The organism is Deltaproteobacteria bacterium HGW-Deltaproteobacteria-4 (assembly GCA_002841765.1).
Lineage (GTDB): Bacteria > Desulfobacterota > Desulfuromonadia > Desulfuromonadales > UBA2197 > UBA2197.
In genome coordinates this window covers 61,457-77,045 of the sequence record PHAV01000007.1, presented here as the reverse complement: position 1 = coordinate 77,045, position 15,589 = coordinate 61,457, and the positions used below count along the sequence as shown (strand labels likewise).

Annotated in this window: 9 protein-coding genes, 3 pseudogenes and 1 riboswitch; of the genes and pseudogenes, 1 reads left to right on the top strand and 11 read right to left on the bottom strand. The window is 57.0% G+C overall.

Annotated features, from left to right (window positions below; translation table 11 throughout):
• Positions 1-42: 42 nt before the first annotated feature.
• From CVU69_06315 to CVU69_06265, 11 genes and pseudogenes are all read right to left on the bottom strand, one after another.
• Positions 43-1,257 carry an ammonium transporter gene (locus tag CVU69_06315; GenBank protein ID PKN12643.1) on the bottom strand — a complete coding sequence of 405 codons (1,215 nt, stop codon included), beginning with the start codon at positions 1,255-1,257 and terminating at the stop codon, positions 43-45.
• Positions 1,258-1,443: 186 nt separating this feature from the next.
• Entirely contained in the window at positions 1,444-2,331 is an 888-nt protein-coding gene (locus tag CVU69_06310; protein ID PKN12642.1) for an NAD-dependent dehydratase, read from the bottom strand.
• A gap of 79 nt (positions 2,332-2,410) precedes the next feature.
• Positions 2,411-3,496, bottom strand: a complete 1,086-nt coding sequence (locus tag CVU69_06305) for a two-component system response regulator (GenBank protein ID PKN12641.1) — start codon at positions 3,494-3,496, stop codon at positions 2,411-2,413.
• Entirely contained in the window at positions 3,493-7,293 is a 3,801-nt protein-coding gene (locus tag CVU69_06300; protein PKN12640.1) for a hypothetical protein, read from the bottom strand. The genes CVU69_06305 and CVU69_06300 overlap by 4 nt, the downstream gene beginning before the upstream one ends.
• A 163-nt stretch (positions 7,294-7,456) precedes the next feature.
• Positions 7,457-7,533: riboswitch (cyclic di-GMP riboswitch) on the bottom strand.
• Positions 7,534-7,632: 99 nt separating this feature from the next.
• Positions 7,633-8,547, bottom strand: a complete 915-nt coding sequence (locus CVU69_06295; protein ID PKN12639.1) for a dihydrouridine synthase — start codon at positions 8,545-8,547, stop codon at positions 7,633-7,635.
• A 31-nt stretch (positions 8,548-8,578) separates the two neighbouring features.
• Positions 8,579-8,794 (bottom strand): hypothetical protein, encoded by a 216-nt coding sequence (locus CVU69_06290; protein ID PKN12707.1) that lies wholly within the window; start codon positions 8,792-8,794, stop codon positions 8,579-8,581.
• Between the two features lie 12 nt (positions 8,795-8,806).
• Positions 8,807-9,019: an RNA-binding protein gene (locus CVU69_06285; GenBank protein PKN12638.1), complete on the bottom strand. Its 213-nt coding sequence runs from the start codon at positions 9,017-9,019 to the stop codon at positions 8,807-8,809.
• A gap of 183 nt (positions 9,020-9,202) precedes the next feature.
• Positions 9,203-9,985, bottom strand: a complete 783-nt coding sequence (locus CVU69_06280; GenBank protein PKN12637.1) for a hypothetical protein — start codon at positions 9,983-9,985, stop codon at positions 9,203-9,205.
• Positions 9,945-11,426: pseudogene (locus CVU69_06275) on the bottom strand (hypothetical protein). The gene CVU69_06280 and the pseudogene CVU69_06275 overlap by 41 nt, the downstream one beginning before the upstream one ends.
• 33 nt (positions 11,427-11,459) lie before the next feature.
• Positions 11,460-12,134: pseudogene (locus CVU69_06270) on the bottom strand (hypothetical protein).
• A 123-nt stretch (positions 12,135-12,257) separates the two neighbouring features.
• Positions 12,258-12,902 (bottom strand): annotated as a pseudogene (locus tag CVU69_06265) (hypothetical protein).
• Between CVU69_06265 and CVU69_06260 the strand changes: the two are divergent.
• Entirely contained in the window at positions 12,855-15,545 is a 2,691-nt protein-coding gene (locus CVU69_06260) for a haloacid dehalogenase (GenBank protein ID PKN12636.1), read from the top strand. The pseudogene CVU69_06265 and the gene CVU69_06260 overlap by 48 nt on opposite strands.
• Positions 15,546-15,589 lie beyond the last annotated feature (44 nt).

Below are 15,589 nucleotides of genomic sequence, written 5' to 3'. Positions count from 1 at the left end.
CTGCAAGCGGACCCTGTTTTTATCTCCAGCCTCCGGGCTTCGCTACTTGACCGTCTCCTCGGGATAAGCATGAATATTGTGCACGGAAAGGTCGCTGCCACGGAATTCCTCTTCCTGAGTGAGCCGCAGCCCCATCGTCTTATTGAGAGTCCAATAGACGAGGACGCCGGTGACAAGGGCATAAATAATTGCCAGCACAGTGCCGCTCAACTGGGACAGAAAACTCACACCGCCGAGGCCGCCCAGGGCCGGCAGACCGAAGATGCCGGCGGCAATACCGCCCCAGCTACCGATCATGCCGTGCAGCGGCCAGACACCGAGGACATCGTCAATCTTCAACTTCTCCTGCTCCCACTGAAAACCATAGACAAAGATCAACGAGCCGATACCGCCGACAAAGAAGGCCCCGACCGGATGAACAATGTCCGAGCCGGCACAGATGGCGATGAGGCCGGCAAGGGCGCCGTTATGGATAAAACCGGGATCATTCTTGCCGGCGACCAGGGCGAAGAGGACGCCGCCGACCATGGCCAGGAGGGAATTGACCGCGACCAGACCGGAGATCCCGCCCAGACTCTGCGCGCTCATGACATTAAAACCGAACCAGCCGATGGCAAGAATCCAGCTGCCCAGCGCAAGAAAGGGGATGCTGCTGATCGGAATCGGCTGGCTCTTGCCGCGCACAAAGCGCCCCATGCGCGGACCGAGGATGAGGACCGCCGGCAGAGCCAGCCAGCCGCCCATCGAGTGGACGACAACGCTGCCGGCAAAGTCATGAAAGGGGGCGCCAAAGGTTGCCGTAAAGAAGCCTTGCAGACCCGAGGAGTTCTGTCCCCAGATCAGCGACTCAAAGAGGGGGTAAGTCAGTCCGGCAAAGATCGCCCCGGCAATCACCTGCGGCCAGAAGCGGGCGCGCTCGGCAATACCGCCGGAGATAATCGCCGGGATACAGGCGGCAAAGCAAAGGAGGAAGAAGAAGCGCACCAGATCGTACCCCTGCGTCTCGCCAAGGAGGGTCGAAATCGGCACGAAGTGGTTGATACCGTAAGCGAGGGGAAAACCGATGGCAAAATAGACGACGGTCGAGACCGACCAGTCGGTGAGGATCTTGACAAAGGCGTTGGTCTGGTTCTTCTTCCGAACCGTACCGACTTCAAGAAAAGCAAAACCGGCGTGCATGGCAAAAACCATGATGGCGCCAAGGAGCAAAAAGAGCACATCACCAGCGTGCGTCAGGGATTGAACTGAACTCTCCATTATCTAGACCTCCTCGTCTGGGGCGCGGCGCCATTGCCGACGAAGAGGTAATTTCAATTGTTGTGCCGAGAAAAATTTACATTAAAATCTGACGGTTACAATAAAATCCCATTTCTGCACATCCCGCCCCTGCAATAAAATGCGCCGCTGCCGCTGAAAAAAGAGGCAACCCGATTACGCTTCCACCTAATGCAGATAGCGGCGTATCCCTTCTTCAAAGGGGGTCAATTCGATGCGGAAGGTTTGCGCCCAGGGCTGCGGATCGCAGACATTGCCCTCAAGGAGCATCGTCAACTGGCCGCTGGTGATGGGGAAGAAGCTCATCTTTTCGAGGAGATTGGAGAGGCTGCGCATCATCAGGACGGGCTGGTGAATGCGGGTGATTCCGTTGCGCCCGAGGACACGGGCGATCGTATCGAGGAGTTCGTTATAGGTCAGGGTCTGCGGGCCGCCGCAGTGATAAATTTCACCGCTACTTTCGGGCTGAGTCAGGGCGCGGACAAAACCGGTCGCGACATTACCGACCGCCACCGGCGTCATCTGGTATTCACCATCGCCGATCACCGGCACGATCGGGGTGCGACGGATGATGGTAGCGAGCATATTAACAAAGGCATCGCCGGGACCGAAGATCACCGACGGGCGGAAGATGGTGGTAGCAAGGCCGGCAGCGCGTACCAGTTCTTCGGCGGCCCATTTGCTTTTGTGGTACTCGGCCACGCTGTCCGGGCGGGTGCCGTTAGAACTCATATGCAGATAACGTTTGATCCCCTGCTCCCCGGCAGCGGCAAGGATATTGCGGGTGGCGTCGATGTGCAAGCGCTGGAAGGTCACCTGCTTGTCCGGGAATTCACGAATGATGCCGATGAGATGGATCACCGCTTCGCACCCCGCCAGCGCCCCCTTTAATGTCTCGGACCGGGTTGCGTCCCCCGGCCAGATCTCCAGCTGCGGATCGGAGGAAGTGGCTGACTTGCTGTGCACCAACGCGCGCACTTCATGCCCCGCCGCCAGCAGTTGACGAATGATTTCCATGCCGACAAAACCACTCCCACCCGTAACAAAGACCTTCATCCTGACCTCCCCGGACAACCGTTGGTTTTCACACAAAAACTTTACCACGGAGTGGTTTAAATGCCTTCAAATTCTCCGGTTATCCCGCATGAGAATCTATTTCGGCGTTGTAGGTTGCTTCAAAGAAAGCCGCGCTGGAAATGAATGCCTGCAAAACACGGGGGTCGAAATGTCCCGGCATGGTTCTTCCGTCTCCTTCACTAATGATTCGAAAGGTCTTGTCGTGGTCAAAAGCAGGCTTGTACGGGCGCGAATTGCGCAGGGCATCATATTGATCAGCAAGCATGACGATTCTCCCTGCCATGGGAATCTCCTCGCCACGCAGACCCTGCGGGTAGCCGGTGCCGGCCCATCGCTCGTGATGAGTCAAGGTAATCTCTGTGGCCATCTGCAGGACCGGGAAGGAGGTTCCACCGATAATTTTTGCCCCTATTGTGGTGTGAGTCTTGATGATCTCGAATTCCTCGGCAGTCAGCGGGCCAGGCTTAAGGAGAATGGCATCTGGGATCCCGATCTTTCCGACGTCATGCATGGCACTGGCGAGAGTGATTGATTCAATGAATTCCTCGGGCATGCCGAGCGCCCGGGCAAGGATATTGGAGTAAATACCGATTCTCGAAATATGCAGACCGGTATCTTCGTCGCGGAGCTCCGCAGCCGCAGTCAACCGCTCAATGATGACCTTGCTCATCTGTGTTACCTGTTGCAGTGCAGTCGTGAGCTCCTGCGTCCGCTGCCTGACGGTCGTTTCCAGCTCAATCCGATAATCTTTCTCTACCTGCTTCATTCTTTTACTGCTGATTCCTTTTTCGAGAGAATGAAGCAGGTAAGGCAACTGGTACGGTTTAAGGATGAAGTCGAAGGCCCCCATTTTTATAGCGTCAACCGCCATGTTCAGTTCAGCAAAACCGGTTGTCAAAAGGACCGGTGTTTCCTGGTCAACAGCCTGAATTTTTTCAAGAAGCTCTATCCCGGTCATGATCGGCATGTTGATGTCCGTCAGAACAACATCCACCGGTGCGGAGAGAAATTGTTCGAATGCATCCCTACCATTACGGCAGGAAATGACATCGTATCCATTGCATTCGAGAAGTTCGGAGATGCTGTCGAGCAGATAACTATCATCATCGACAAAAAGAATTTTGGACCGGCTTATTTTTGTCATGCTGCAAGTACCTCCCGGATTTTTCTGAGCAGATTGTCGATCAAAATTGGCTTGGAGATGAAGTTGAGCCCTTCCTCCAGCATGTTTTCGGCGCCCAGCATATCGGCGGTATAACCGCTCATAAAGAGAGCCTTTGTGCCGGGGCGGATCTTCAGGATTTCATCGTAAGCAGCCCGGCCGTTCTTTTTTGGCATCACGACATCAAGAATGACCATGGCGATTCTTTCGGGATAGTCGCGAAACTTCTGCACCCCATCCACGCCGTCGCTTGCCTCGATCACCGTATAGCCATTTTGCATGAGAACCTCACACAGCATGCCCCTTATGGCCTCATCATCCTCTACCAGTAGCAGGGTTTCATCGCCGGTGCAGACAAAGGGGGCTGCCATCTCCGCGGCACACTCCTCCACCCGTTGATTGCTAAGAGGCAGGCAGATGGTAAAGGTGGTTCCTTTCCCCGGCTCACTGTAGACATTGATAAAACCTTTATGCTGCTTGATGATGCCGTAGACAATCGAGAGTCCCAGGCCGGTCCCCTTATCGACCTCCTTGGTGGTGAAGAACGGCTCAAAGATCTTTGTCTTAACCGTGTCATCCATGCCTTGGCCATTATCCGAAACGGTAATCCGGGCATAGGGTCCTTCTTCTCCGTAACCATGGGCCTTGATAAACACTGTGTCCAGATTGGCACGGCTGGTACGAATCTGGAGAATCCCTCCCTCCGGCATGGCATCGCGGGCATTGGTCGCCAGATTCATCAGGACCTGCTCGATCTGTGAGCTGTCGGCTTCGATTGTCAGGGGATATTCAGCGGGGAAAAGGACGAACTCGATATCTTCGCGCAGCAATCGTGCCAGCAAGCTAGCGACATTATTGACAATGACATTGACATCGACCGACAGCGTGGTAAGGGGTTGCTTCCGGCTGTAGGTCAGCAGATTCCGGGTCAGGGTGGCAGCCCGGTCTGCCGCGGCCAGGAGTTTCTGCAGAGGAGGACGTATCGGGCTGTCCGCCGCGGCTTTGAGCTTGATCAACTCGCCGTAGCCCATGATGGCCGTCAGGATGTTGTTGAAGTCGTGGGCAACGCCCCCCGCCAGCGTTCCGACCGCCTCCATCTTCTGGGAATGCCGAAGCTGGTTTTCGAGCCTTTTCCGCTCGGTAACATCTTCCATCGTCAGGCAAAAATGACTGATTTCTCCCTTGCTGTTAATGATCGGCGAGGTGCGGGCCACAGCACAATATTCATCATCCGCGCCCTTTCTCCCCAAAAATTCTCCCTGATTTTCCCGCCCGGAAGTGACTGCTGCCACCAGCAGTTCACCGAGTTCCGGCATCACACTGGTCACCGCGGTCAGGTCATATCCGATGACATGATCAAGGTCGAAGCTGGTCAGGTCGCAATATTTCCGGTTGGCATAGCGGACAATTCCTTTGGCATCGGTGATCAGGATGGCCGAGGGATTCTGTTCTATGGCTCCAGACATGGTCCAGAGTCCGTCCTCTGTCAGTTTTTCGTCCGTCCGGTCGAAACAGGCGCCGATATAGCCGGCAAACCGGTCGTCCAGACCGTTAAACGGCCGCCCGATGCTCATAAACCAGCGGTATTCACCGTCGAGACGACGCAGCCGATATTCCGTCTGGAATTCCCGACGCTCGGCAAAGGCCGAAAAATACATCGATTTTAAGCCCTCCCGATCATCGGGATGGACCCGCTCGATCCACCCATCGCCAAGCTCCTCCTCCAGGGATCGTCCGGCAAATCTCAGCCAGGTACCGTTGAAATAGTTACAGCGGGCATCGAGCCCGGAGCGCCAGATCAGCGCCGGAAACTCTTCAAAGAGGCTGAGGCAGAAATCATACGATTTCAATAGTTCTGCCTCAGCGCTGACTCTCTGCAATTCCGCCCCGGCCCGACTGACAAAGATCTTCAGCAGTGACTCTGCCAGTACGACATTTTTCAAGGGCTTGGCGCTGAGAATAAACAGGAAGCCGATCACATTATCGGAAGTATCCGTTATCGTGCTGCCGATACAATTTTCAATATTCATCTCCGAAAAACAAGGATTATCCGGATAGATATCGCGCATCCATCGGAAGGGGAAAACGCTCCCGGAATCAACCTCATAATCACAGGCGGTCCACTGCAAGGGGTAGCAGAAGTTTCCGCCGGGGGCACCGTGGTCAAAGACTGCCAGGGTCTCCGCCATCTCCGGTCGCTCCGGAACGATCCTGCTGATAAAGACAAAATCTGCGCGCAACGTTTCTGCGAGAAAGTGAACCATGGAGTGGAAGAACAATGTACCGACCGCGCTGGAGACCGTGCCGGCTATCTCCTGAAGAAGTGCTTGGCTCTTCTTTTGTTCGGTTATATCGAGCATGGCGCCGATGGAGCCTGTCGGCAAGCCGTCAGGACCGGTAAGGGCCGTCTTATAAAACAGGACATGATGGCGAAAACCATCCGCGGCAAAAAAGGAGCCTTCGGAGAGGTGAATCCCCTCTTCCGACAGAACCTTCTGCTCCGATGCCATAAAGGTATCAGCCACTTCTCTTGGCATTATTTCGTGAAGACATTTGCCGACCAGTTCTTCCTGCTTGATCGCCATAAAACTTTCGAAAGCGCTGTTGCAGCCGAGATAGCTCCCCTGGGCATCCTTGTAGCAGACCGGAATGGGGATGGTATTCATCAGGGATCGGGAGAAGCTCAACTGCTCCCGCAGGGCGGCTTTCTCATGATTGATCTCGACCAGCATGCGGTTAAATGCTTCCGCCAGCAAGCCGACTTCGTCGCGTGAAGCGATTTGTACCGGCAGGCGGGGTGCTTCCGGTTCCGTCATTTCTCTCACCTGTCGGGTGAACCTCAATAGCGGCGCAAGCATGAAGGACATGAGGAAGCGGACAAGGAACAGAGTTGCCAGAACCGCGGCCCCGCCGCCGATAATGAAGTAACGCTTTGCCTTGGCAAGCGGGGCATATGCCACTTCCAGGGGGTAACCGGCTTCCAGAACCCAGTCGACCGTTTTGAGCTGAACCGTCGAGATGAGAGCCTCAAGGCCGCAGGTTGTGGTCCCCTCTACCGTCCCCTCAAAACCGGCGACAGCTTGATCAAAGAGCGGATTCGTCCCGACAGCGACCTGTTCGAGGATCTGGCTCTGGTCATGATGGGCAATGAAGGTCCTGTTGTTCTTGCTATACAGGTGAAAATAGCCCTGTCCCTCCATCTTTTGTCCCAGAGAATTAAACGTATCCTGACTGGAGAGATCGACCGCCCCGCCTAAGACTGCCTGAATTTGGCCGGCGGCATCGCGCACCGGGGCGGTGAACATGAGGATCGGAACAGAGGGTTTCTGACGGGAAAGAAAGGGATCGGAAATCTGGGGAAGCCCTGTTTTAAGCGTCTTTTTCAGGTAGTCACGAAAGGAGAAATCCGCGCCGATAAAGTTTACCCTGGAGGGATAAGCGGCAATGAGCCGGCCGGAAGGGGCGAACAGGAACAGGCTGTTACTGAAGTGTTTCTGGACATAAAATCGCTTATCGAGAAATTCCTGCGCCTTCTCCGGGGACGCCAGCATCTCCGGTGTGATCAGTTTGGCCAGAGACTGGGTCATGGACTGGCTTTCAAGGAGACTCCTTTCTATCGCGTGGGCTGTTGACGAAACCAGAGCATACTGCTGCCGCGTCACACTCGCCTTGATCTCGCGTTCAAAGTAGAGCAGAGAGGACCAGGCCGTAACAAACATCAGCGAGAAAACCAGGGCCGAAACCGCCAGAGTCATCTTATTCTTTATTTTTACAATCATCTGAAGATCCTTGTCAGGGGGCACTCCGCTGCTTGAAGAACATCCCTTAAGTTGCCACCCTCTGGCATGCCGCCTCCAAGAGAACGGGGGCGCACAAGAAAATAAAGCCCACTCTTGAAAAAGAAGTGGGCTTTATCCGAAGGGGTAAGCGGGGCTGCGTGCGGCAGGCAACCCGGCCATCCTTATTCAGGACCCGTGGCTTTGCGTCACCAGATTGCTCTGGTTTTGCGACGGTGCTCGATCGTTCTTTAATTTTTCTCATAAATATCTGTTTTTTCAGGTGGTGTCAAGCTGGGACCGACTAATATTAAAAAATTCTCTTCGGTGCGAACAGCGCAATTACCGGGGCAATAAAAGTGCGCGGAAATCCTGCAGGGTGCGGGTACGGCGCAGCTGCTGCGCCAGAGGAAGGAGGCGTGAGTCTGTCACAAAAGCCGGCACCTCCTTGAGCTTGGCGAGGATCTGCTGCTCGCCGCAGAAGAGGGACTCATAGCGCGTCAGCAGATCGCCGAGGTAGTCGGCAAACTCCCGGAGTAATTCCCCCTCCGACGGTTCCTCCGGCGCCACCCCTCGCAGACGACTAAAGAGATGGGGGTCAGCGATGGCGCCGCGGCCGAGCATCAAACCGTCAGCATTGCTGGCGGCAAGAATCTGCCGCCCCTGCGCCGCCGAGACAATATCGCCGTTAGCGATGACCGGCAGGACGGTGCTTTGCACCACCCTGGCGGTGACAGCGTGGTCGGCACTCCCGCCATACTTCTGCACAACGGTGCGGGGGTGGAGGATCAGGAAGTCGACCTGCGCGGCTTCGAAGAGGGGGAGGAGAGAAAAGATCTGTTCGAGATCATCATAGCCGGCGCGCAGCTTGATCGAGAAGCTGCCGTGAATCGCCGCGCGCAGGGCGAAGAGGATCTCGGGGAGGAGTTCGGGGCGGCTGAGGAGGGCGCCGCCACTGAGGCCGGTGGTATGACGGCCAAAGGGGCAGCCGAGATTGAAGTTGAGATGGCGAGCACCGGCAGCCTGCGCCGTCTGTGCCGCCAATACCAGAACCTCGGGACGGTGACCGATAAGCTGGGCAACGAGAGGGACATCGCCATGCATCGCGCCGGCCTCACGGCGATCCGCAGCCGAAAGGGCTTTGGCTCCCTGATTGCGCGCCTGCATGAATTCGGTAAAAACGACATCAGGGCGGACGCAATCGATAAAGCAGGCGCGCAGGGCGCGGTTAGTCACCCCCTGCAGCGGGGCGAGCATCAGCGGCGTCGTGCCGGCCTGCCAGGGGAGTTCAGCGGGGGATCGATTTGAAGAGGTATTCAAGACCATTAACCTTGATTTCGTAGACTTCCATCAACATACGACCGAGTTCCCCGGCCGGGAGTTCCTGTCCGGCCAGCCAGACCACATACGGCTCGGGGAGATCGACCAGGGCGGTGCCGGCATAGCGGCCAAAGGGCATCTTCGTCCGTACCAGTCGCAACAGGGCATCGGGCGCCGGAGTCACCTCTTCGCTCACTTAAGCCACCACTGTGATCGTCGTGCCGTTGCATTCGACGGTCTGCCCCGAATGGATTTTACAACGCTTGCGCAATTCCACGACGCCATCGACCGTCACCAGTCCCTCGGCGACCATCACTTTGGCCTCGCCGCCACTCAAGGCGACGGAAGTGACCTTCAACAGTTTGTGCAGCTCGATAAATTCGTGGCCGGCGAGAGCAAATTCTTCCATGCGATCTTCCTTTAGCAACTGACGATTAAGATTTGCCGTGATTCAAACTTTCCCCCCTCATTCGCCCCTTCGGGGCACCTTCTCCATGAGGGAGAGGGTGGCTGCAGGCCGGGTGAGGGGGATTTTTGCCGTAACCTACCTGTATCGCTGGCCGCTGGCAAGGGGAAAAGGGGGAGGGAAATGTCATCGTCTCTCCAGGTCGGGCGGAGTGTAGGCGGCAAAGTGGAAATCGGTGGTGAACTTGTACCCGGGATAAAGGCGCCGGGCGATGGGGTCGATGAGAGGGTCGGTGAGGCCGTTGAGAAAGGCGTAGCTGACGTTGTTGTGCAGGTGGTGGCGGGCGTGGTGGCGCTTGCCGAGAAGGATGCCGTAGTTGCCGAGGCGGCAGGCGAGCGGGGACATGGAGCTGTGACAGAGATAGTGGGAAACTTCGGCCACACAGGAAAAAATTCCGACGTAGACCAGCAGCCAGGCGAGGAACGGCGTCGATTGCAACAACGGCAGTGCCAGTGCGACCAGGGAGAGATAGCCGATCAGCCAGACTTTCGCTCCCGATTCGAGGAAGTAGACGACCGGCAGCGGATTCTTGCGGTACTGAGGGATCTTGTGGTGGAGGTGAAAGTTGGCGATCAGCGGCCCGACCAGTGATTCGTAGTCGTCGTAGTTATCCATGACCATATGGATGAGACCGTTAACGAAGTCGGTGACAAACCAGGCGACGATCAGCACCAGTCCCTGCTGCAGTGGGCCAACGCCCAGCGGCCAGACGTTCACCAGCAGGTAGAGTTGCAAGCTGATATTGACGGTGGCGACCAGCCAGCCAAACCCCACATAACCCCGGCCGCGATTGAAGCGCGCCATAGCGGCGTTGAATTGTTGCTGCTTGACGGTCAATTGCAAAGCTCCTGAAGGGCTAACATCAGCGTCACTGATCCAATGCCTCGCGCACCTTGGCCGCCAGGGCATCTAATGAGAACGGCTTTTGAAGAAAGTGTACCCCTTCATCCAGCACGCCGTGGTGGGCAATGATGTCGGCCGTGTAGCCCGACATGAACAGGCACTTGAGGCCGGGATAAAGAGAGAGGAGTTTTTGGGCCAGTTCCCGACCGTTCATTTCCGGCATGATGACGTCGGTCAGCAACAGATGAATCTCGCCGCAGTGCTCCTCGGCCAGACGGATGGCTTTGCCCGGCGTAGCGGCCGTCAGCACCCGATACCCCTGCATTTCCAGTAACTCCTTGCCCAGATCGAGAATGACCGGTTCATCTTCAACCAACAGCACGGTCTCCTGGCCGCGTGCGGCCGGTTCCGGCGGTCGGGCCGTCTCAGCCGATTCCTCCTCGCCCGGACAGCGGGGCAGGTAGATTTTGAAGCTCGTGCCTTGATCCGGCTCACTGTAGACGTCGATGAATCCGGCATTCTGCTTGATGATGCCGTAGACCATGGCCAGCCCGAGTCCGGTGCCTTGTCCCACTTCTTTGGTCGTGAAAAACGGTTCAAAAATATGCTGGCGGGTCTCTTTGTCCATACCGCTCCCGTCGTCACTGACGGTGAGCACGACATACTCCCCGACAACATAACCATTATGTCTGGAGCAAAAGGCGGCATCAAAGATTTTGTTTCCGGTTTCAATGGTGATTCTGCCGACGCCGGTGATGGCGTCCCGGGCATTGATGCAGAGATTGGCCAGGAGCTGGTCGATCTGCGAGGAGTCCATCCGGATCGGCCACAGCTCTCTTTCGGGCCGCCAGACCAGATCGATCTCCTCGCCGATCAGCCGCCTGAGCATCTTGAGCATGCTGTCGACGGTTTCATTCAGGTCGAGCACCTTGGGCGTCACGGTCTGTTTGCGGGCAAAGGTGAGAAGTTGACGGACAATATCGGCGGAACGTTCGGCGGCTTTCTGTATCTGCTCAAGATGCTCGCGTAGTGGCGGGGTGAGAACCTCCTTCATCCGGGCCAGTTCCGCATGGCCGAGGATCACGTTCAGCATGTTGTTGAAGTCATGGGCTACACCGCCCGCCAGTCGTCCCACCGATTCCATCTTCTGGGCCTGGGTGAGTTGTTCCTGCAGTTTTTTTTGCTCGGTCAGGTCGGCAATAATCCCGACCAGGGCTTTTAATGAACCATCCGGATTTACGAGACGTTTTCCGGAGAGAAAACCCCAGAAATCACTGCCGTCCGCCCGCAGATAATGACGTTCGACCGCCACCTCCTGAACATCTCCGCGGATCAGTTGCCCCATAAGGGCATTGCCGGTCTGTTGTTCCGTTGTAAAGAGATGCTCAGGATAGGAGCTGCCGATCAACTGCCCGAGCGGCATGCCGAACATTTCCGCCATGCGGTTGTTGGCAAAGAGGATCGTCCCTTGGGGATCAACCTGAATAATCCCGGCCTGGGAAGTGTCGAAGATCACCCGAAGCTGCTCCTCGCGCTCGTGCAACGCCTCCTCCGCCCGCTTCTTATCGGTAATGTCGCGGGCGGTGGCATAGGAAATGCCTTCAGTTTTACCGTAATTGACCCGCCACGACAGCCACTTGACCGAACCATCCTTGCAAAGATAGCGGTTTCTAAAACTACGGGTAAAGCCCGTCTGCAGTTGCCGGGCAATTTCGTCAAGAGTCGCCTGCCTGTCGTCAGGATGAATGAATTCAACGATCGGCTTCGCCACCAGTTCTGCTTCTGTATAGCCGAGCGTCTCACTGAAGGCAGGATTTGTTTTCAGGAAATAGCCACGGGGGTCGGCCAGACACATCAAATCCGCAGAGGTCTGAAAAAATTTGTAAAATTGCTCCTTTTCTTTCTCCGCCTGCTTGAGCTCGGTGATGTCATAAACAACCCCGGTCCAAAGAACCGTCTCGGGATCGATCACGCGGGGCAATGATTCAAGATGCACCCACCGGGTCTGTTGGTTGCTGACAATTCTCCCGTCCCAGACAAAAGGGTTAAAATCGGTCATCGCCTGTGCATTTTTCTCGTTAAAATCGTCTTTTTCATCAGGGTGGATCAAGTCGGTAATGACACCGAGGTTGGCTGCGAGCGCTTCATGCGTGATGCCCAGGATGGCGCAAAAACGGTCGCTGGCAAAATCCAAAGAATACTGCGCAAGCGCCATCGTCTGCCATGTTTCTGCCCGCCATTCACCAGGGGTCCTGGCGCGCAAACGATAAGCGCCCGCTGGCAGGGTATTGACCAGGTCTTCATAAAGTTCCCGCTCCTGCTGCAGCGCCAGTTCGGCTTCATTCACGCACTTTTGTTCGGTGATGTCGCGCAGAAAAACGAAAACCCGACCCTCTTCGCCGGCGTAGTGCTGGGCACTGACTTCGACAGCAAAAATGCTCCCGTCTTTGCGGCGGTGCCGGGTTACAAAGCGAGCCTGACCCTGTTCTATGATGTTGGCCATGTGGTCAGTGACCTGCTCCCCTGTTTCAAGAAAAACCTCCAGGTCGGGAATACGCATCGCCAACAGTTCCGGCTCGCTGTACCCGCTCATCCGGCAATAGGCATTATTGACTTCCAGCAGTCGACCATCCGGGCCGACCATCCAGAAACCGTCCATGGCGGCCTGGAGAATGGAACGGTGCCATTCTTCCCTCTTCTTAAGTGCCTCTGCGGCCGGGTTTTGTTCATTATTCATAGATTTCCTGTTGTGCATAATAAAGGGGCAAAGTTTTACAACTGCAGACACTGACCGTACTTCATTTTTTAATACTTGTCGAATTCCTCTTCCTCTGTCAAAGAAAATCAAAAGAAACAACCGGCAATTGCTGTTGAGGGAAAGTGCGATAAAGTTGAGGGGAAGCGGCCGGTTCCGCCGGTCGCAGCCGGAGGCTGTATGCATCAGGTCCCCATCGAAGAGTTCGTCCGTCGCCTGCACAGTCATGCCGAGCAAGGTCTGAGTCGTTCCGAAGCCGCTGCACGACTGGGGCGCGACGGACCGAACAGCCTGACCCAGCGCCCGCAGACGCCGGAATTCATCAAATTCCTCCGCCAGCTCACCAACCTCTTTGCCCTCCTCCTGTGGAGTGGCGCCGTTCTCTCGCTGATCTCAGAATACGTCGCGCCCGGCCAGGGGAGTCTGGCTATCGCCATTGCCCTGATCGGTGTCGTCCTCCTCAACGGCATCTTCAGCTACTGGCAGGAGCACAAAGCCGAAACGATCATGGCGAGCTTTCGCGGCATGCTGCCGCATCGCGCCAAGGTGGTGCGTGACGGTCAGCAGCTCGACATCCCCGCCAGCGAAGTGGTGCGCGGCGACCTCCTCCTTTTGGACGAAGGGGATCAGGTTCCCGCCGATGCCCGCCTCCTCCGGGTTGCAGGTCTCAAGGTCGACAACTCCTCCCTGACCGGTGAGTCGGAACCGCAGCTGCGCACCGTCAACCCCACTGACCGTAACCTCCTGGAGAGTCGTAACGTCGTCTTCTCCGGGACGGTGGTTATGGCCGGCAGCGGCACGGGGATCGTATTTGCCACGGCGATGAAGAGCCAGATCGGCCGCACCGCCGAGCTTACCGAGACCCTGGCAGTTCGCGAAGTACCGATTCATCGCGAGATCCGCCGGTTTACCCATATCGTCACGAGTATCGCCGTAAGTATGGGGATCCTCGTCTTCGCCCTCAGCCTGCTCTGGGTCGATACCCCCTTCTGGACAAAACTGGTCTTCGCGATCGGCATCATCGTCGCCAATGTTCCGGAGGGGATGTTGACGACGGTGACCCTCTGCCTCTCCATCGCTGCCCGGCGGATGGCCGGGAAGAAGGCTCTGATTCGCAACCTGCAATCGGTGGAGACCCTCGGCTGTACCACGGTGATCTGCACCGACAAGACCGGCACCCTCACCGCCAATCGCATGACCCTGCAACGCCTCTTTCTCAATGAATGCATCCACAGCGAAGCCGATACCGCTTTTGCGAAGGAGGAGCTGGAAGGATTTTTGCGCGTTGCCATCCTCTGCAACAATGCGCGGATTACAGCGGATGGGACTTTTACTGGTGATCCGACCGAGACAGCGCTGCTCGATTTTGCCCGTCGTTTTCATGATCTTGTCGCCCTGCGCGCTGCCGCTCCCCGCCTCTTTGAAGAACCCTTCTCCGCCGCCACCAAGGAGATGGTGACGATCAATCAAGTCGGGGAGAGTACAATCGCCTGCCTCAAGGGGGCGCCGGACGTGGCGATTGCCCGTTGCGACAGCATCCTCATCAATGGCGCCCGGCAACCTTTCACGACCGACCACCGCCAGGCCTATCTGCGCGCCTATGAAGAGCTGGCACGGCGTGGCGAGCGCGTCCTCCTCTTTGCCTGGCGAGAGGTGGAGGCGCTGGACGAGTGGAGTGCCGAAGCGCTGCCGGCGGGGGGTTATACCTTCATCGGTCTCGCCGGTCTCTTCGATCCGCCCCGCCCCGAAGTGCCGGCGGCAGTGGCGGCGCTGCGCAGCGCCGGGGTGCGGGTGATCATGGTCACCGGTGACTATCAGACGACGGCGGCGGCTATTGGCCGCCAGGTCGGCATTGTCACCAGCGACAAACCGACCATGATCACCGGTGAAGTATTGCGTACCATGCGGGAAGCCCACCTCGACTGGGAACTGGAACAACCGGAAGTGATCTTTGCCCGCACCTCGCCGGAGCAGAAACTGCGCATCGTCCAGGCACTGCAACGCCGCGGTGAAGTGGTGGCAGTCACCGGCGACGGGGTCAACGATGCGCCGGCCCTCAAACAGGCCGATATCGGCGTCGCCATGGGACTTTCCGGTACCGACGTTGCCCGGGAAGCGGCGGACATGATCCTCCTCGACGACAACTTCGCCACCTTGTTACCGGCGGTGCGGGAAGGGCGAACGATCTTTGCCAATCTGCGCAAGGCAACCTCCTATATCCTCACCAGTAACGTGCCGGAGATCACCCCCTTTCTCGCCTTTCTCCTCCTCGGCATCCCGCTGCCGCTCACCGTCATCCTGATTCTCGCCATCGACCTCGGCACCGACATGCTCCCGGCCATCGCTCTCGGTTCGGAGCCGGCAGAGTCGGATATCATGAAGCTGCCGCCGCGCAGCCGCAGCGAGCATCTGGTCGGCCCGAAGTTGATGTTCCTTGCCTACGGCCTCTTCGGGATTATCGAGTCGGCGGCCGGTTTCTATGCTTATTTTACCGTCCTCTACTCAGGGGGCTGGGAGTGGGGGAAAAGTCTGACCGGGAGTGACCCCCTCTACCTCAAGGCGGTCACCGCCTTCTTCGTGGCGATCATCCTTTGCCAAGTGGCAAATGGTTTGATCAGCAAGACCAGCCGCCAATCCCTTTGCCAGCAGGGACTTTTTTCCAATCGCTGGCTGCTCCTCGGCATCGCTGTCGAACTCCTCCTCGCTGCGGCCGTTGTGTATGTGCCGATGCTCCATCCCTGGTTCGGCACGACGGCGCTGACTCTTGGTGAATTCCTCCTTGCCTGGCCCTTTGCTGTGGGTCTGCTGCTACTCGATGAAGGACGGCGTTGGGGGGTGCGGCGGAGAAGGGAATTGGAGATAGGGAGTTAAGGAGACAGGGAGTTGACGTAAAAAAAAAACCCGCAGCCGCGGGT

Coding starts and splice junctions, on each gene's coding strand:
- CVU69_06315 (PKN12643.1), bottom strand. CDS start 1,257: ATGGAGAGTTCAGTTCAATCCCTGACGCACGCTGGTGATGTGCTCTTT.
- CVU69_06310 (PKN12642.1), bottom strand. CDS start 2,331: ATGAAGGTCTTTGTTACGGGTGGGAGTGGTTTTGTCGGCATGGAAATC.
- CVU69_06305 (PKN12641.1), bottom strand. CDS start 3,496: ATGACAAAAATAAGCCGGTCCAAAATTCTTTTTGTCGATGATGATAGT.
- CVU69_06300 (PKN12640.1), bottom strand. CDS start 7,293: ATGATTGTAAAAATAAAGAATAAGATGACTCTGGCGGTTTCGGCCCTG.
- CVU69_06295 (PKN12639.1), bottom strand. CDS start 8,547: ATGCTCGCCCCGCTGCAGGGGGTGACTAACCGCGCCCTGCGCGCCTGC.
- CVU69_06285 (PKN12638.1), bottom strand. CDS start 9,019: ATGGAAGAATTTGCTCTCGCCGGCCACGAATTTATCGAGCTGCACAAA.
- CVU69_06280 (PKN12637.1), bottom strand. CDS start 9,985: ATGCCCTGGCGGCCAAGGTGCGCGAGGCATTGGATCAGTGACGCTGAT.
- CVU69_06260 (PKN12636.1), top strand. CDS start 12,855: ATGCATCAGGTCCCCATCGAAGAGTTCGTCCGTCGCCTGCACAGTCAT.